This is a genomic window from Pseudoalteromonas sp. G4, assembly GCF_028875915.1.
In the GTDB taxonomy this organism is placed as follows: Bacteria; Pseudomonadota; Gammaproteobacteria; order Enterobacterales; family Alteromonadaceae; genus Pseudoalteromonas.
In genome coordinates this window covers 1-19,060 of sequence record NZ_JAPEHW010000031.1, presented here as the reverse complement: position 1 = coordinate 19,060, position 19,060 = coordinate 1, and the positions used below count along the sequence as shown (strand labels likewise).

Annotated in this window: 14 protein-coding genes and 1 tRNA gene; 7 read left to right on the top strand and 8 right to left on the bottom strand. The window is 40.7% G+C overall.

What is annotated here, in order from left to right:
• Positions 1–159: 159 nt before the first annotated feature.
• The 4 genes from ON073_RS10685 (at position 160) to ON073_RS10670 (ending at position 5,365) form a co-directional block, all read left to right on the top strand.
• Positions 160–1,359 carry a hypothetical protein gene (locus ON073_RS10685; protein ID WP_274761877.1) on the top strand — a complete coding sequence of 400 codons (1,200 nt, stop codon included), beginning with the start codon at positions 160–162 and terminating at the stop codon, positions 1,357–1,359.
• A gap of 1 nt (position 1,360) precedes the next feature.
• Entirely contained in the window at positions 1,361–2,989 is a 1,629-nt protein-coding gene (locus ON073_RS10680) for a LamG domain-containing protein (protein WP_274761876.1), read from the top strand.
• A 101-nt stretch (positions 2,990–3,090) separates the two neighbouring features.
• Positions 3,091–3,774: a hypothetical protein gene (locus tag ON073_RS10675; protein WP_274761875.1), complete on the top strand. Its 684-nt coding sequence runs from the start codon at positions 3,091–3,093 to the stop codon at positions 3,772–3,774.
• 10 nt (positions 3,775–3,784) lie between these two features.
• Positions 3,785–5,365, top strand: a complete 1,581-nt coding sequence (locus tag ON073_RS10670) for a general secretion pathway protein GspF (RefSeq protein WP_274761874.1) — start codon at positions 3,785–3,787, stop codon at positions 5,363–5,365.
• A 15-nt stretch (positions 5,366–5,380) separates the two neighbouring features.
• Here the strand turns inward: ON073_RS10670 and ON073_RS10665 are convergent, their stop codons facing one another.
• Positions 5,381–6,262, bottom strand: coding sequence for an FAD:protein FMN transferase (locus ON073_RS10665; RefSeq protein ID WP_274761873.1), 882 nt, complete (start codon positions 6,260–6,262; stop codon positions 5,381–5,383).
• Between the two features lie 232 nt (positions 6,263–6,494).
• Here ON073_RS10665 and ON073_RS10660 point away from each other — a divergent pair, with 232 nt between their 5' ends.
• Positions 6,495–7,346 (top strand): HDOD domain-containing protein, encoded by an 852-nt coding sequence (locus tag ON073_RS10660; protein WP_274761872.1) that lies wholly within the window; start codon positions 6,495–6,497, stop codon positions 7,344–7,346.
• Between the two features lie 130 nt (positions 7,347–7,476).
• Here the strand turns inward: ON073_RS10660 and ON073_RS10655 are convergent, their stop codons facing one another.
• The 5 genes from ON073_RS10655 to pepA form a co-directional block, all read right to left on the bottom strand.
• Positions 7,477–9,636 (bottom strand): S46 family peptidase, encoded by a 2,160-nt coding sequence (locus ON073_RS10655; protein WP_274761871.1) that lies wholly within the window; start codon positions 9,634–9,636, stop codon positions 7,477–7,479.
• 123 nt (positions 9,637–9,759) lie between these two features.
• Entirely contained in the window at positions 9,760–10,524 is a 765-nt protein-coding gene (locus ON073_RS10650; protein ID WP_274761870.1) for a glycosyltransferase family 25 protein, read from the bottom strand.
• A gap of 53 nt (positions 10,525–10,577) precedes the next feature.
• Complete coding sequence (locus tag ON073_RS10645) at positions 10,578–13,424, bottom strand: valine--tRNA ligase (protein WP_274761869.1); 2,847 nt, start codon at positions 13,422–13,424, stop codon at positions 10,578–10,580.
• A gap of 17 nt (positions 13,425–13,441) precedes the next feature.
• Positions 13,442–13,882, bottom strand: a complete 441-nt coding sequence (locus ON073_RS10640) for a DNA polymerase III subunit chi (protein ID WP_274761868.1) — start codon at positions 13,880–13,882, stop codon at positions 13,442–13,444.
• A 21-nt stretch (positions 13,883–13,903) separates the two neighbouring features.
• Positions 13,904–15,415 (bottom strand): leucyl aminopeptidase, encoded by a 1,512-nt coding sequence (gene pepA / locus ON073_RS10635; RefSeq protein WP_274761867.1) that lies wholly within the window; start codon positions 15,413–15,415, stop codon positions 13,904–13,906.
• A gap of 155 nt (positions 15,416–15,570) precedes the next feature.
• Here pepA and lptF point away from each other — a divergent pair, with 155 nt between their 5' ends.
• The gene (gene lptF / locus ON073_RS10630; protein ID WP_274761866.1) at positions 15,571–16,686 is read left to right on the top strand and encodes an LPS export ABC transporter permease LptF; all 1,116 of its coding nucleotides are present in this window, start codon (positions 15,571–15,573) and stop codon (positions 16,684–16,686) included.
• Positions 16,683–17,747, top strand: coding sequence for an LPS export ABC transporter permease LptG (gene lptG / locus ON073_RS10625; protein ID WP_274761865.1), 1,065 nt, complete (start codon positions 16,683–16,685; stop codon positions 17,745–17,747). Before lptF ends, lptG begins: the two co-directional genes overlap by 4 nt.
• A gap of 25 nt (positions 17,748–17,772) precedes the next feature.
• On the opposite strand, the gene ON073_RS10620 is transcribed toward lptG, so the two are convergent.
• Both ON073_RS10620 and ON073_RS10615 read right to left on the bottom strand, forming a co-directional pair.
• Positions 17,773–18,270 carry an RDD family protein gene (locus ON073_RS10620; RefSeq protein ID WP_274761864.1) on the bottom strand — a complete coding sequence of 166 codons (498 nt, stop codon included), beginning with the start codon at positions 18,268–18,270 and terminating at the stop codon, positions 17,773–17,775.
• Between the two features lie 151 nt (positions 18,271–18,421).
• Positions 18,422–18,506: transfer RNA gene (locus ON073_RS10615), tRNA-Leu, on the bottom strand.
• Between the last annotated feature and the right edge of the window lie 554 nt (positions 18,507–19,060).

The following is a 19,060-nucleotide window of genomic DNA, read 5'->3' as shown; positions in this document are numbered from 1 at the left end:
CCACCAAACAAACCATAATTTAGTATTATTTTAGAAATTAAAATTAGCAATATAATATTATTACAGCAAACATCATCATTACAATAACTTTTCTTTGATGTTTATTTTTTAACAATGTTAACATACGTACCTCTATCAAGGTCAATCAGTAGATTCACTATGGACTTTTCGAACAACAAGGCCAGTTTTCCGTTACTTTTTAACTTGCTTGCATTGATCCTTGCATGGAACTCACACAGTGCTTTAGCAGGTTCAGAGGAACAAGCTGAGCGCATGCATACACGCTTAACTGGTATTTCGCCATCAGAAACTGTATTGACCGAAATGGTTAATTTAATTAACGCAGGCAATAGCGAAGCTGCTGCACTATTGGCAATGGAAAATGATGCGTTCTATCGTGTTACGTTAAAAGACTGGATTACACCTTGGACTAATCGAGATTTCGATATACACCAACCACTTAATGACTACAGTGCCACTGTGATGGGAATTGTCCGTGATGACCTCGATTTTCGCAGTATTTTGTTTGATGATATTGTCTATACGGCATCAAGTAGTAGTGCTTTACCGGCGTATTCAATGACCGATAACAACCATTATATTGCTTTAGAAAACAGTGAATTAAATTTAAAAGAGGCGCTGACAAGGCAAACTCAATCAAGCGTAACTAATTTACCAGTTGAAGCAACAAGTGGCGTAATTACTTCTCGCGCTGCAAGCAAAGCGTTTTTTATTGCTGGCACCAACCGCGCAATGTTCCGATATACTTTTATTAATCATATGTGTACCGATTTAGATGCGTTAAAAGATACCAGCATTGCAACAGATCGTATCCGCCAAGATGTTAGTCGAAGCCCAGGTGGTGATAGTCGAATTTTCATGAACTCTTGCAGTGGCTGCCATGCAGGCATGGACCCGATGGCACAAGCATATGCTTATTACAATTTTGCTTACGATAGAGAAACTGACGCTGAAGCCGAAAACGGTCAATTAGTTTATCAAGCTAATAGTGTTGATGCTAAATATCATATCAATAGCGAAACCTTCAAATTTGGCTATATCACCGAATCAAACCATTGGGACAATTTTTGGCGCCAAGGCCTAAACTCTCGATTAGGCTGGGATACGCAGCTTTCGGGCAGTGGTCAAGGGGCAAAAAGTTTAGGAAAAGAAATTGCTCACAGCCAGCAATTTGCCAGCTGCCAAGTAAATAAAGTATTTGAGAAAGTGTGCTTACGAAAACCACAAAACCAACAAGACCAAACCACCCTTGATGCCATTACAAATACCTTTAAAGCTTCAGGCTATAAACTTAAAACGGTATTTGCCGCCACAGCTAATTACTGCAAAGGAAATTAAGATGCGCATTACTTTATCACTTTTGCTGTTATTGCTGCTTGCTGGCTGTGGTTCTGATGCCGAAGTTAGCGAGCAACCCAAACCACCCAATGACAATAGTGGTGAATTTGTTTACAGCGGCCCTGCTGCTGAATCTGCTGATGTACAAAAATTTAAAATCGCCGTTTGGGATAATATTGTTGGCGATGATAAATGTGGTGCCTGCCACAATGAGCAAGGTCAATCACCACAATTTGCTAGGCGAGATGACATTAACTTAGCTTATGGTGCAATCAACGGGTTTATTAATTTAACATCCCCGAAAGATTCGCTCTTAGTGACTAAAGTTGCTGGCGGCCATAACTGCTGGCAACAAAGCGACAGTGTATGTGCTGATATTCTTACAACTTGGATAAGTGAATGGGCTGACACAGACAGCACAGCAACGACCATTGACTTTGATGACCCAATTTTAAAAGACCCAGGCAGCAGTAAAAGCTTTCCGGAATCAAGCGCATTATTTGCAAGCTATGTCCATCCTATTTTACAAACGAATTGCGCAAGCTGTCACAGTAGCAGCGCTGCTTTTCCTGTGGCGCCCTACTTTGCCGAAGCAAATGTTGATGCGGCTTATCAAGTTGCAAAAGCTAAAATAGATTTAAACCAACCTGCACTTTCGCGTTTTGTTTTAAGACTTGGCAATGAATTCCATAATTGTTGGTCGAATTGCGAAAACGATGCAAACCAAATGCAAACAGCCATTAGCCAAATGGCAGATGCCATTGCCACTAATCAAGTTGATGAAGCGTTAGTTATCAGCAAAGCACTTAAATTAACCGAAGGTATTGTGGCTAATAATGGCAATCGCTTTGAACAACATGTTATTGCTAAATGGGAGTTTAAATCAGGCCAAGGCTTTACAGCCTATGATACCAGTGGCATTGAACCCGCAGCCAATTTAACACTATCTGGCGATGTTTCTTGGGTAGGTGGCTGGGGCATTCGCCTTGCGGGCGGACGAGCACAAGCTGCAACCAGTTCAAGTACAAAACTGCATAAAATGCTTACCGCATCAGGCGAATTTAGTATTGAAGCATGGCTTGTGCCCGATAATGTTACACAAGAAGGACCCGCACGCATTATTAGTTACTCTGGCGGTGATGACAGACGCAACATGACGCTTGGTCAAACACTTTATAATTATGACTTTTTACTGCGCGATAGCACCACCAGCAGTAATGGCGAACCGATGCTTTCAACGCCAAATGATGAAGAAATACTGCAAGCGACATTGCAACATGTGGTGTTAACGTTTGACCCAGTTAACGGTAAACGCATTTTTGTAAATGGTAATCTAGCAGCACAACAAAGTGAAAGTTTGGGTGTTTTATCCAATTGGGACGCCAGTTTTGCACTTATTCTAGGCAGTGAAACCAGCAGTAATTTTAAATGGCATGGCCAAATTCGCATGTTGGCAATTCATAACCGTGCACTTTCAGCGCAACAAATTGTGCAAAATTATGATGTGGGCGTTTTTTATTATTCTCTATTGGTGAACTTATTGATTTACCACGCAGCTATATTGTTGCCGAAGTCAGTCAATTTGATAGTTTCAGCTACCTCTTTAAAGAGCCGTTTTTCCTCTCATTAGATAATACGGTATCGCCAGAAAATATTTCGCTTGAAGGCATTCGTATTGGTATTAATGGTAAAGAAAGTCCCCTAGGTCAAAGCTTTGCCAATATTAAAACGGTGTTAGGTGATAACTACTCTAATCAAACAGGACAAGCCCTTTCACGTTTAGGCAGCTTAATTCCGTTAGAGCAAGGGCCAAATAATGATGAATTCTTTTTAACGTTTGATCGTTTAGGTGAACATCAATTTGTGCGCGTACCAGCCGAAGTGCCTGCTTTTCCTATTGAGTTTCCAGCTGAACCAACCAGTGATATCGGCATAAAAGCCTTCTCAGAAATTAATTATTCAATGGCACAAATGACAGGTGTTGCCACTTCACAAGCGGATGTAAAAACTACCTTTGAGCAATTAAAGCAACAACTGCCAACAGTTAACGCTATCGATAGCTTTGTTGCCGCAAATCAGATGGCAATATCACAATTGGCAATTAAATATTGCAGCGCATTTATTGATAATAGTGATTTGCGTGCAAAGGCATTTAGCGCATTCGATGTTAATCAAGCACCAAACATCGCTTTTGAAACAAATAGCAAAGCACAATTTATCAGCGAACTTAGTCACTATCTACTCGGCCAAGAACTCGCGTCTGCGCCTAATTATGTTGCACTACAGCAAGAGCTCAGCAATCTGATTGACCGTTTAAATCGTTGCCCGCAATCTTGCGATGCCGAGCGTACGCAGATTATTGCCAAAGCCAGTTGTGCTGCCATCGTTGGTAGTGCTGCCACAATTATCAAGTAATGGATCTCTTATGAAAAAGCAAAAACATATTCTTAATCCAGATACGCCATTACTGCATCAAGATCACAGTAAACCAATTAGCAGGCGTGATTTTATCGCACAAGGCTTTGCCGCAGGTTTAGGCACTTTTTTTAGTGGTTCGCTGTTTAGTTTATTCTCAAGCCCGCTTCAAGCGCAAAGCACGTTATCAAGCGACTTAGAAGCATTAAAACAAAGCTGCGGAATTGCCACTTCAGGCGCTGGCAAAATCCCCTTTATTTGTTTTGATTTGGCTGGCGGCGCAAATATCGCAGGTTCAAATGTACTCGTTGGAGGGCCCAATGGTCAGATGGATTTCTTATCAACCGAAGGTTACAGCAAGCTGGGGTTGCCCGGTGATATGATCCCCCCTATTGCCAATGCGCAAACGGGGTTAAGCGACTTTGTAAATAGTGAACTTGGGCTTGCATTTCATTCTGATAGCCAATTTTTACGCGGTATATTAGAAAAAGTGTCAGTTACAAATCGTGCAAATATTAACGGGGCTGTTATTCCTGCCCGCTCTGAGAATGATACTGGTACTAACCCGCACAACCCAATGTTTGGCATTAACCGTGTTGGGGCTGATGGCTCGTTACTCAGCCTGATTGGCTCTCGTAACTCAGACTCTGGTGCCAATTCAATGTCGCCAAACAGCTTATTTGATGTTGCAAAACGCCCTACCAAAATTGATAGGCCAAGTGATGTTATTGGCCTTGTTGATACTGGCGACTTAGTTGGTCTGCTCGACCAAAGCGATGCAGTAGCAGTGATGGAGTCCATTCAACGTATCAGCGATATGAAGCTCAATAATGTTAGCACCCAAATAAGTCGTGACGATGTTTTAAAGGACTTGGTGCGCTGTGGCTATGTGAAAACCGCTGATATTACCGACCGCTTTGGCAATCCAAATAACCTAAACCCACTCACTGATCCGCTGATCACTGGTGATAATGCCATTTTTAGTGAACAAGAATTAGAACAAGACAGCGAGTTTAGAAAAACAGCTTCAATTATGAAGTTAGTTTTAAATGGCTATGCGGGCGCAGGCACCATCACTATGGGCGGTTATGATTACCATACGGGTGACAGAGCAACAGGTGAAATTCGCGACTTGCGCGCGGGTCGCTGTATGGGAGCTTGTTTAGAGTACGCCGCAAGGCTTGGTGTACCATTGATGATGTATGTTTACAGTGATGGCTCGGTTGCCAGTAACGGCATGATTGATGACTCAGAATTTGGCCGCGGTAAAGGGGTGTGGACAGGTGATAACTCCTCAACTTCAGCATCATTCTTTTTGGTATATAACCCTCAAGGCACACCACAGTTATTAGGTGCAACACCAGATCAACAAGCAAAACGCCAACAAATTGGTTACATGCGCCGTGATGCGTCAGTGGAGACAGCCTCAGGCCCTGCAGCAAATAATGTTAACCTACTGGTTGAGACTGTTATTCTAAATTATATGGCACTGCATGGTGAGCAAGGCAGTTTTGCAAACTTGTTCCCCATGCATGGTTTAGGCAATGCAAGATTAATGGACAGTTTAATCGCATTTGAGCCCATTGTTTAGCAGCATAAACGATGGTTAGTTTGCTAATAAGCCGTTCGAGAAATGTAGCTTTCTGTCTTTATCAATAATCAGTGCTTCATAGGCTGGCATTTGATTTATCAATGCTAGCCCCTCTTTCACTCCAAGCACAAACACACTGGTCGAAAGCGCATCTGTCATCACGCTTTTTGCGCCAATAATGGAAACACTTTGCACCTCTGATGCTGAGCGTCCCGTTTTAGGATCAATAATATGATGATGACGAATACCCTCTTTAATAAAATAACGCTCGTAATCACCGGAGGTGGATATGGCCTCATCTTCCATTGGTAATTGAATGGCGTGCTTGCCTTTTTTGCGCGGGTCTTGAATGGCGAGTAACCATGGCCTCTGCCCATGTTTTCCCAGCGCTTTGGTATCACCACCAGCACTCACTAAAGCTGAAGTGACACCTAAGGTTTGTAACAAGGCAACAGCATTATCAACAGCATAGCCTTTTGCAATACCGCCTAAATCTATTTTCATACCCTCTTGTGTTAACAATACAGATTGTTTTTGTGGGTTAAGCTTTATTTGCCTGTAATCAATCAGCGCTTGATTGTTTAGTAAAGATTCTTGATTTGGGTTAATGCGCTCTCGGTAGTTATACAAAAATCCCACACTGGCAAACGTAATATCAAATGCACCGTTTGTTTGATTGCCGATTTCAATTGATAGCTCGATTAACTGGTAAAGTTCTTCACCAATCGATACCTCTTTAATTCCTGCGTTTTTATTAATTGAATAGAGCTCACTTGATTCAATATAAGGGCTCATCAATTGATTAATACGTTCCATTTCAGCAAAAAATGCTGACGCTATTTTCTTCGCTTGCACTTCATCGTTATGCCAAAACGTTACTTTGACTGAAGTGCCCATAATAGCTTGCTCTTCAAAATGCCATTGCGCCCGACAAAGCGCGGGAAAGATTAGAGTTAAAAAAAGTAGATAACGCAAAGTAATGCCCAAAATTGAAGTTTCTGATTTTATTGTGCCACAGGTATGATGATTTAATACAGACGTTCATTAAACCAAAAACCTTTGATTTAAATCTAACTTAAGAAATAAAGACTCAGTATAATGGTTACTTAAAGAATACAGGGTGCTTAACATGATCGAAATTGATAGTAAGGTTCTTACTGATCTAGAGTCTGGATTTACCATTCCCCCTAAACCAGAATTATTGCAGTCACTTCAGAATGAATTAAGTAGTGACTCTCCTGAGCTAAATACTATTGCGTCTATTGTTGCAGCAGATGTTGCTATTGCAGCGATGGTTTTAAAAGTGATTAACTCTCCTTTTTATGGCCTTGCTAGAACAATCACTGATATAAAACAAGCTGTTATGTTTCTTGGCTTAGAGGGCATCACTAATTTGGTAACTGGTTTTCTATTAGAAAAAGCATTTGATCAAACTAAATGCTGTATCAAACTTGAACGCTTTTGGGATACCGCAAGTGAAATCGCTGCCATTTCAACCCTAATAGGTAAAAAGCTTAAATCTAAGGTACCGACTGAAAACCTACATATGGTTGGCTTGTTTCATGATGCAGGCATTCCTGCGATGGCAATGAATTACGGGGATTACGTTAAGGTACTTGCTGAGTCAAATCGTGACTACCACACTTCTTTAATAGAACGTGAAGAGGCAAACTACCGGACAAATCATGCGGTTGTTGGTTATTTTTTAGCGACCAGTTGGAATTTGCCTAAGAATATTTGCCAAATCATTTTACGTCATCACGACGTGAGTTTTTTAGAAAATATTGACTTCGGTCAGGATCAACTAACTTTTGCCACATTGAAAATGGCGGAAAATATTGTGCATGTTAACCGCCGTTTTGTTGCTTCACCTGATTGGCCGTATATGAAAGAAAAAGTGTTGGCTGTATTGGATCTTGATGATGAAGATTACCAAGATATTAAAGAAGATGCGGAAGAGTTTTTTAATAGCGCAAACTAATCTGACATAACATTCACTTTAACATAGATTTATCGTTAGAAGTCCTGCTGATAATCAGACACTAGCCAATAAACGGTGAAATTTTCAAAAAAAAAGGAGGCATAAGCCTCCTTTTTTAAGCATATTGTACTTATCGCACAATCTTCATTTCGTTTAGTAGATTTTGCGCATTATCAACTTTGTCCATTACCCAAAGCATATAACGTGAATCTACGTGGATTGAACGATTTAAGTTTTCATCGTAATCCCAGTCACCAATGATACTTTCGTAAACACCGTCAAACAGTAAACCAACCAGCTCTGCGTTACCGTTAAGTGTTGGTGAACCAGAGTTACCACCGGTTGTATCAACATTTGATAAGAAGTTAACAGGTACGGTGTTCATACCACCTGTGTAATCAACGTATTGCTTTTGCTTGATTAAGTCATTTTGCTTTTTCGGAGAGTTAAATGGCTCAACATCAGTATTTTTCGCAAGCAGGCCTTCAAGTGAAGTAAACGGCGTTGCAACAAGACCATCTTGCGGTGAGTAGCCACCCACTGTACCGTAAGTAACACGTAATGTACTGTTTGCATCTGCATACACAGGCTTATTAAGTGATTTATTGTACGCAATAATCGCTTCCATTAACGCTGGGCGAGCAGCCTGCATTTTACCTGTTAGCTCTTTGTCTTGATCTTCAATTGACTTCATTACACTGAAAATCGCTTTGGCGTATTTAACAAATGGGTCATTGCTTTGATCAAGCTGTGCAAGATCTAAGTCGAGCATCCATAAACGCGCTTTTTCATCAGCAAGTTTAGAGTTTACGTACATGTCATCTAGCATTGCTGCATGTTTAGTTTTATCAAAACCATTAGATAGCTCTAACGCGTTATCAACTTCAACTAAACGCTCATTTGCTGGAAGTGCAGCGTATAGCTCTAAGAAGTGAAGTAGAATTGCTTTATCAACTGGCTCTGCATAACGACGGCTCATGCTCTTAAGACGCGCTTCAATACGTGGCAAATCACGCTCTTGATAACCACTTTCGCGCTCTGCGTCTGGCTTTTGCTTTTCAACCGCTAAACGATACAACATACGCGCTGTTGAAATCATTTGTGAACGGTGTACATAACCAAGCATACGATCTCGCTGATTATGCTTTTGTGACTCTGCAACAAGCGCTTCTAAATCAGCTAATACCTTGCCGTATTTTGCTTTGCGGTCGCTGTCACTGTTTATCCAAGTTTGTAGATCTTGTTCAAATTGTTGCTTACGCGTATACATCGAGCCTTTTTTGAAGCTCTCAATCATCGAGCCATAGTTCTTGATGTAGTTGTTGTAACCTGCGATCGTGCTTTCGTATGCGATACGCTCTTGCGAACCTTCAGGTGCGTTTTCTTCGATCAGCTCAACGTATTTAGAGTTATGCTTGCGAGAAAGTGGGTATGCGGTATTGAAAACATAATCTACCTCTGGAGATACACGGTAACGGTTAGTACGGCCTGGGTAGCCAGTTACCATCACAAAATCACCTTCTTGCACACCTTTAGCGCTCACGCTTAAAAATGAGTTAGATTCAAATGGAACGTTATCTTTTGAGAATTCTGCAGGTTTACCATCTTTACCAACATATGCGCGGTAGAATGCAAAATCACCGGTATGGCGCGGCCACATCCAGTTATCGATATCGCCGCCGTACTTACCTACACCCATTGCTGGCGTGTAAGCTAAACGTACGTCTTTAATTTCAAGCGATTTAATTAGATAGTACTCTAAACCACCGTGGAAGGTGTATACATTACAGCGGTAACCTTTATCTTCTTCACACTCAGCTACAAGTGCTTTACGGTTAGCATCAATTGCTTCGTAGCGCGCTTTGCCAGCAAGACTCTCAGTACCCTTTTTAACTTTAGTTGTTACATCGGTCACTTTTTCAGTTACATAAACACGTGAACCTGGTGCTGCTGGTAAATCTTCAGATGGTTTCTTTGCTAAAAAGCCATTTTCTAGAATGTTGTTATCAGTTGTTGAGTTGTACTGGATAGAACCATAAGCACAGTGGTGGTTAGTAACAACTAAACCTTTTGGCGATATAAATGATGCTGTACAGCCACCAAGGCTGATAACGGCATTCATTGGAAATTCGGTAAGCTTTGAAATTGACTTAACGTCGATTGCTAAACCTTTTGCTTTAAGAACATCTTCTAGTTCAGGTAATTGGTGTGGTTGCCACATACCCTCGTCGGCAAAAGCCGAGCCTGCAAAGCTTACTGCAAGTGCAGCTGCGATCGCTTTAATGCGCATTGTGCGTTTCCTTTTTATTAGCATTTCTTATGAAATTGTTACAATATCACTATCTCTTAAAATGACTTTGCGAGTCAATTTTTTGCGCTAAATAAAGTAAACAAGCGTAAAAATTTTGGGTATTTATTTAACCGACACTTTTGCTAGTGAACTTAGTAAGTTGTCGGATTGCTTATTGATTTGATTAAACACTTCATACTTCAATTTTTGCCACAGGCGTTTGAGCCGATTCTTTTTGCCCACTTTCCTATGACTCTGAGCATCAATCTCACTTTCAACATCTGCAGTGTCAAAAACAGCATTTTCCACAGCAAGAATGCGTAAATTGTAGCGCCACCACGACTTTAACAAAACATCTGCTGGCTCACCAAAATTCTTATAAGCTCGCAATAATTTCTCTGCCCCTTCCCGAGAAACCAACTGAGCTAATGCCGAAGTGGGAACTTTTGTTGGTATTCCAATTTTCAAATTTTCTGAAATTTTAACTGAGTTTCTCAAGCGCTTTTTCTTTTTCCCTAAGTACAGTTTAATAACATCCCAGTCATTCGAGGTTTGTGCCAGTGAGGTTAATTCCTTAAAAAGATCATAGTTTGCGCGTGCATCATCTTCTAAAATCAGCGCGCATTGAAAATCAGATTGTAAAAACGCGCTGAGTGCTCGTTTATGACTTTCTACACAACCAATTTCGCCGCTGGAAAGTACCTTGTGGTAATACTTTTTATTAAGCTTTGCACAGTATCCTGAATTTTTAAGCATCTCTGGCTGTTTACCGTCTGCAGCTTCAATACGGGTATAAGTACAGTTATATTTGTTTAATTCGGCTTCCATAGCACCGCGCCTATCTTGGCTACGCGCTAAATTAATATAAAAAATACCTAGGCTATTCATTTTCGTCCTTGCAAAAAAAACCGCGAATTTATCGCGGTTTTTTAACAAAAGCCTTAAAGACTTTCAATTTTTTCTTTTTGCTCAAGCAGTTTCGCTTTTGCTTCACTGTATTCAGCAAGCTTTTCTTGCTCTTTGGCAAGTACTGCTTCAGGTGCATTGTTAACAAACTTTTCGTTTGCTAACTTACGCTCAACTTGCTCTAAGCCTTTTTCTGCTTTTTCAAGCTGTTTACTAATACGCGCAAGCTCAGCTTCAACATCGATAAGACCTGCCATAGGAATAAGTACTTCAAGACCACCCACTAACGCGGTTGCAGATGCTGGCGCTTCGTCAGTGTCAGCTAATACAGTCGTAGACTCTAATTTAGCTAATGATGCTAGGAACTTTGCGTTTTCTGCTAGGCGACGCTTATCTTCGTCACTTGCGTTTTTAAGCAGTACATCAAGCGGCTTGTTAGGACTAATGTCCATTTCACCACGGATGTTACGAATCGCAACGATAAACTGCTTAACCCATTCAAGATCAGCCATTGCTGACTCGTCCACTTTGCTTGCATCAAACTCAGGGAAAGATTGCAGCATAATGGTATCGGCGTTAATGTTTGCAAGTGGTGCAACACGCTGCCAGATTGTTTCAGTAATATATGGCGTTAATGGGTGCATTAAGCGCAGTAAGCCTTCAAGCACGGTAACTAGCGTATTACGTGTACCACGTTGCTCCGCTTCATTGCCTTTAAACAATACTGGCTTAGTAAGCTCAAGATACCAGTCACAGAATTGGTTCCAAGTGAACTCGTAAATAGTGCTTGCTGCTAAATCAAAACGGTAATTATCTATATGATCAGTAAATGTTTTAACCGTGTTTTGGAATTGGCCTAAGATCCAACGATCTGCAAGTGAATGCTCCATTTCGCCACCATTAAAGCCACAGTCTTTTTCTTCTGTGTGCATTAAAACGTAACGGCTCGCATTCCACAGCTTGTTACAGAAGTTACGGTAACCTTCAAGACGGTTCATATCCCAGTTGATATCACGCCCTGTTGATGCCATTGCAGCAAGTGTAAAACGCAGTGCATCTGTACCGTGTGCTTCAATACCATTTTCGAATGTCTTACGAGTGTTTTTCTCAATTTTTGCTGCCAGCTGTGGCTGCATCATATTACCCGTACGTTTTTCAACTAAGGTCTCAAGATCAATACCGTCAATCATATCGATTGGGTCAAGTACGTTACCTTTTGACTTAGACATCTTATCGCCATTTTCATCGCGAATAAGGCCGGTTACGTAAACCGTTTTAAATGGCACTTGTGGTTTGCCGTCTTCATCTTTGATGAAGTGCATGGTCATCATGATCATACGTGCAACCCAGAAGAAGATAATATCAAAACCCGTTACCAGCACATCTGATGGGTGGAATACTTTTAAATCTTCAGTTTGTGCAGGCCAACCTTGCGTTGAGAAGGTCCAAAGAGCCGATGAGAACCAAGTATCAAGTACGTCTTCATCTTGTGTAAGTGCAACATCTGCAGCGATGTTATTCTCGCTACGTACTTCTTCTTCGCTGCGACCAACATATACGTTACCCTCAGCATCGTACCATGCTGGAATACGGTGTCCCCACCAAAGCTGACGCGAAATACACCAATCTTGAATGTCGTTCATCCATGCGTTGTACATGTTTTCATATTGCGCTGGTACAAATTTAATATCACCATTTGCAACTGCTTGCTTAGCAGGCTCTGCCAGTGGTGCAACACGCACATACCATTGGTCTGTAAGAAGTGGCTCAATAACCACACCTGAACGGTCGCCGTACGGTACTGTTAGGCTGTGATCTTCGATTTTCTCTAGTAAACCAAGCTGTTCAAATTCAGATACAATCGCTTTACGCGCATCAAAACGATCAAGACCATGGAAACGCTCTGGAATTGGTGCGTCGATTTCTTGCGGCTTGCCATCAAATGTATAACCTTCACCCGCAGTCAATACCGCAGCATCTTTGTTAAAGATATTGATCATAGGTAACTGGTGACGTTTACCTACCTCGTTATCGTTGAAATCATGCGCTGGGGTAATTTTTACGCAGCCAGTGCCTTTTTCCATATCGGCATGTTCATCAGCAACGATTGGAATACGACGATTTACAATTGGCAGAATTACTTCTTTACCAATCAAGTCTTGATAGCGCTCGTCATTTGGGTTTACTGCAACACCTGTATCACCCAGCATGGTCTCAGGACGTGTTGTTGCAACAACAATGTAGTCTTTACCATCTTGCGTTGTTAGGCCATCAGCCAGCGGATAACGCAGGTTCCACATATGGCCTTGTTTGTCTTTGTTTTCAACTTCTAAATCTGAAATTGCAGTGTGTAATTTCGGATCCCAGTTTACAAGACGCTTACCACGGTAAATTAAATCTTCTTTATGAAGACGAACGAATACTTCTTTAACTGCTTCAGAAAGACCTTCATCCATTGTAAAGCGTTCGCGGTCCCAATCTACCGACGCACCTAGTCGACGTAACTGCTTGGTAATCGTGCCGCCAGATTCATTTTTCCACTGCCAAATACGGTCAATGAAATTATCACGGCCAAGCTCATGACGTGTTTTACCTTCTTCAGCTGCAAGTTTACGCTCTACAACCATTTGCGTTGCGATACCTGCGTGGTCAGTACCAACCTGCCAAAGGGTGTTATTGCCTTGCATACGCTTAAAACGTGTCAGCGTATCCATGATGGTATCTTGGAAGGCGTGGCCCATGTGCAAGCTACCTGTGACATTTGGCGGTGGGATCATAATTGAATACGCGTCACCTTTACCTGACGGTTTAAAGTAGCCTTTCTCTTCCCAGCCTTGATATAACGACTGTTCAATATCTTGTGGATTATAGGTTTTATCCATTGCACAGAACCTTAATACTAAATCTCTATCTCTTGTGTCGACAAATGCGCCCCTAATTGACGCATTACTTTGTAGCGTTCACGCGCTACACCTTTTAATTGTTCATCAGAAGGTACAAAGTCATATACCTCTGAAAAGCGACGAATAAAATCTGGCACTGTTTTAGCCAAATTAATTATCACTTTGCGATTTGCCACCGGCGCTGACTCGCCAATTTCAACAGGTGAACCTGCTTGTGGTCCCTCGCCTTGTAGATTGTGTGGCACGAAGCTATCAACTTCGAATTGCCACAAATGCTCATCAATTAAATGGGCATCTTCTTGATTATCTACATAAATAAATACTTTTTTTCCGTGTCGGTAACAATCTGCAGCCAGCCTTGCTGCTAGATCAAAATGAGCCGGAATGGAATTTACCGGCTCATTTAGTTGTTTTAGAACGTAAAATACTGCGTTCATTAAACTGCCTCTAGAATCACTTTAGGCATCTTGCTCCATATTAACATCAGCACGGTTTAATAGATACTGAGTTAACATTGCAACTGGGCGACCTGTTGCCCCTTTGTTCTTACCACTACGCCATGCAGTACCCGCCACATCTAAGTGTGCCCAGTGATACTTTTTAGTAAAGCGAGATAAGAAACACGCTGCAGTAATTGTACCCGCTGCGCGTCCACCTAAGTTAGTGAAATCTGCAAATGGGCTTTCAAGTTGCTCTTGATATTCATCCCATAACGGTAACTGCCATGCTCTGTCTCCACTAAGCTCTGACGCTTTTAATAAGTCATGCGCCAGTGGGTTGTGGTTAGCAAGTAGACCTGAAGTATGGTGACCAAGTGCAATAATACACGCGCCTGTTAAGGTAGCTACGTCAATTACTGTATCAGGATCGAAGGCTTCAACATAAGTTAATGCATCACATAATACCAAGCGACCTTCAGCATCTGTATTTAATACTTCAACTGTTTGACCAGACATGGTTGTTAAAATATCACCTGGGCGGTATGCATTGCTGCTTGGCATGTTTTCACAACCAGCAAGTACCGCAATTACGTTAATTGGCAGCTGCATTTCAACAATCGCACGCATCGTACCTAGTACACCTGCGGCGCCACCCATATCGTATTTCATTTCATCCATGCCTTCGCCTGGCTTGATTGAAATACCACCTGAGTCAAAAGTAAGACCTTTACCAACCAGTACAATTGGCGCTTTTTCTTCAGCCGCACCAGTATAGTGAATAACCGACATAATCGATTCATTCGCACTACCACGGCCTACTGCAAGGTATGAATGCATACCAAGCTCTTCCATTTCTTTCTCGCCAACTAAATTTACTTTAACGTTGTCAAAGTTTGCTTCAAGTGCTTGCGCTTGCTCACCAAGATACGCTGGATTACAGATATTAGGTGGCATATTTGCAACGTCTTTACACAGCTTTTGGCCATGTGAAATAGCTAAACCATGCTCAATTGCCGTCTCACCAATCGTTAATTCACGACGTGTTGGTACGTTAAATACGATTTTACGAAGCGGTCTGCGTGCTTCGCTTTTCTTGCTTTTTAGCTGATCGAACACATATAGGCTGTCTTGCGTAGTTTCTACTGCTTGACGTACTTTCCAATACGTATCGCGACCTTTTACATGTAGTTCTGTTAAGAAGCATACCGCTTCCATAGAACCAGTATCATTTAACGTACTAATGGTTTTTGAAATAATTTGCTTATATTGCTTATCATCAAGCTCACGTTCTTTACCACAACCAACTAATAGCACGCGCTCACTTAACACGTTTGGTACATGGTGTAATAGCAACATTTGCCCAGGCTTACCTTCTAAATCGCCGCGGCGTAGCAAATTAGAAATATAACCATCGCTAATACGATCGAGTTGCTCGCCAATTGGTGATAAACGGCGAGGTTCATAAACACCCACAACAATACATGCACTGCGTTGTTTTTCTGGGCTGCCACTTTTAACGCTAAATTCCATAGCGACTCCTGAGTGATTTTGACTATAAATTAAACCAAAACAAACTTAATTTTTAAATTTAAGTCCTAATGGCATATATTTAAGTTGTAAAAATACAAAGTTTACTTAAAATTTCAGACTATTCCAGTAAAAAGACAAGTTTTGTAGGGGTCGCGGTGTTAATCTTTCGCTATTTATCGACAGAAGTATTTAAATCTCAGCTCGCGGTATTCCTTACCCTGATGACGATTTTCGTCAGTCAAAAATTTGTCTCTATTTTAGCTGATGCAGCAGAAGGCTCTATTCCTGGACAATTGGTGTTGCAAATGGTGTTATTAAAGCTGCCACAACTTGCATCTTTAATTTTACCGTTAAGTATTTTCTTAGGCATTATTTTGGCGTATAGCCGCATTTATGCTGACAGCGAAATGACAGTTTTAAAAGCGTGCGGCGTGAGTGAATGGTACGTGGTGCGCCTAACTCTAGTATCGTCCACACTATTAGCTATTTTAGCCGGTTTCCTTACACTTAAACTTGCACCATGGGCAAATGAACACGAATACCAATTAAAAGAGAAAATAGAAGCCGATGCAGGCCTCGCAGCGCTTCGCTCTGGTCGTTTTCAACAAACTGATAACGAAAAAGCCGTTGTATTTATTCATGATATTAATCAAGGTGGAACAGAACTCGACCGCGTTTTTTATGCGCAGATTGATAAAGACGGAGAAATGCGTACCTCAGAAGTAGTTTATGCCGAAAGAGGTAAAGTATTAGAAGATAACAACACCGGTGAACAAAAACTAATATTAAACGATGGTAAACGGTACGAAAATCCAGCTGGTTCAAAACAGTTACAATTAACTGAATTCACTAATTATGAAGTACAAATTCAAGATCAGGCTATTGAACAAAAACGCCGCAAATTAGAAGCTTTGTCATCAATGCAATTATTAGAGCAAGGCACCAAAGAGTCGATTGCTCAATTCCAATGGCGCTTAGCAGTGCCTTTATCAATTCCGTTACTTACCCTAATAGCAGTGCCTTTATCAGTGGTTAATCCGCGTCAGGGAAAGTTTGCTAAGCTAGTACCCGCAATTTCACTGTATCTTGGTTACTTTGTTTTATTAAACGCAGGTACCTTTTTAGTACAAGATGGTAAAGTACCTACCTCAATTGGTTTATGGTGGATACATTTAAGTGCTTTATTTATTGGTACATTCTTAATTCTCAGAGACAGGCCTCTTGGCTCTACAATTAGAGCTTGGTTTAGCAAGAAGGAGGCTACAGCATGAAAATTTTAGATGGTTATTTAGGCCGCAGCCTTTTACAAACAACGGGGTTTACACTGTTAGTTTTGGTAGGCATTGGTACGTTAATTAAATTTATTGAACAACTCAAATCTGTTGGCCGAGGCACATATGATATTGTTGATGCTGTGCTCTACACCTTATACAGCATGCCTTACGATATAGTTGTCTTCTTTCCTATGGCTGCGTTAATTGGTGGTCTACTTGGGCTTGGTGCGCTTGCTTCAAACAGCGAGCTTGTGGTTATGCAAGCAGCTGGACTTTCACGCTTTCAAATTATTCGCTCGGTAATGAAAACAGCACTGTTACTTGCGCTAGTGATGATGGCTATCGCCGAGTGGGTTGTTCCTGAAGCGCAAAAGACTGCAAAGCAACTACGAACAATGGAAATCTCAGGTGGTAGTATTTTCAACGCCCAACAAGGTGTTTGGGCAAAAGACGGCAATACTTTTATTAATATTAATAATGTTGATGAATCAGGTCGTCTTGATGGATTAACTATGTACCAGTTCAACGAGCGCCTTGAATTACAATCGATAAAACGTGCCGAAAAAGCCGTTCCTGAAAAAGATGGTTGGCAGCTATACAAGGTTCAGAATCTTGATATTACTGCAAACAATACAAATACCTCAGTCAGCAAAGAGTTTTTCTATCAATCAAAATTAACACCTGAAAAACTAGGCGTGGTTTCAGTAAAACCAGAAACGCTCTCATTTACTGGTTTATATTCATACCTTTCATATTTAAAAGAAAACGATCAAGATACTAGCACTTACGATCTCGCGTTTTGGCGAAAGGTAGTTCAACCTCTTACTATCGCTGTAATGTTATTAGTTGCCTTATCGTTTATATTTGGCCCACTACGAAGCGTAACCATGGGCGCTCGCATTGTAATGGGTGTGGTAACAGGTATTGTTTTCCACTTAACAGATCGTATATTTGGCCCATTTGTATTGGTATATGAGTTACACCCCTCTATTGGTGCCATAATGCCAAGCGTTATCTTTATTGCGATTGCAACATTTCTACTAAAAAGGCGCCAATAGCGCCTTTTTACTTTTTAAGATAGGGTTAATCGAGTTCTCGATATACCTTTTTGTTCTCTTCTTTTGACAAGGTAATTACCTCTGTTTTTGCGAGGTAATCTTGTAATGCTCGCTTATTCTTAAAATCGAAGATAACCAAAAGGTTGCCTGCCCCTAAAAGCGCCGTAACCGCTCTAATAAGTGCTTGTCCTTTACTAATTGGAGAACCATCAAGATTTCTTACTTTTAGCCGCCAAGCACGCATTCCGATGGTTTGACCGCCTTTACACCAGAAATACACATAGAAAAAACACGCCACACACACTAAATAAAATTGATTAATAAAATTCCATGGCTGAGTCGTTACAAAATGAGAGATATCAGCATCATCTGTTTTATTAACGATTCCTAAAGACAGCAATAACTCAATTAACCCTAAAAAGATAATTTGCGCTAACATGATGATTGCGATGGTAGCTAATGCATCATAAACCCATGATGCTAAACGGCGCATAAATCCAGTTCGTTGTTCGATATTTGACATAGAAGATGTAAAACCTTAAAGCTGAAGTACGCGTTATTCTAACCCAGAGAGAGGAATACACGCTAATTAAAGTTAAAACAAGCTAAATTGCAGGCATAAAAAAACCGACTTTCGTCGGTTATCTTTACATTAATACTATGGATGTATTAAATGGTACCAGTGGGCGGACTCGAACCGCCACGCATTGCTGCGGGGGATTTTGAATCCCCTATGTCTACCAATTCCATCACACTGGCACAAATTCTTGAAAAGACTTATCTCTCTATCAACAATTTGCATTATACAAACTAATACAATCACAGCAAGCAGTTTTTAGTGTTTATTTCTCAATTGGTTATCAAGTAAACTACATAATTAATTATCACGAAATCGTTTTAAATACATCTCTGTAATTTCAAGCCGAAATTTTCTTGTGAGTTTGTTTTTGCACTAATAATGAATACATAGAGATACACTGAAAAGATTGCAAAATTAGAAAAATACATCTCATGACCAATAAACAAATCATATAAAATATTTTCAATAAAAATCTAACCATTAATAGATCTTCGAAATTTGAGTAGTCGATTATTTAATAAATTACTTTAGTGCTCTGCTGTTTTATAGATCAAGTATTTAGTTGCAATGGTAAACTAAAGATTTGGGTGTTTATGTACTTATGTACTCATAACGCTGAGGGTTACAAATATTGCTCCATATCACAATAAAAGATGATATTTATAGATAGGCTTACTCAAACTTTATCTCAATTCTAAAATGCTAAAAAGCCTCAACACAATGTTGAGGCTTT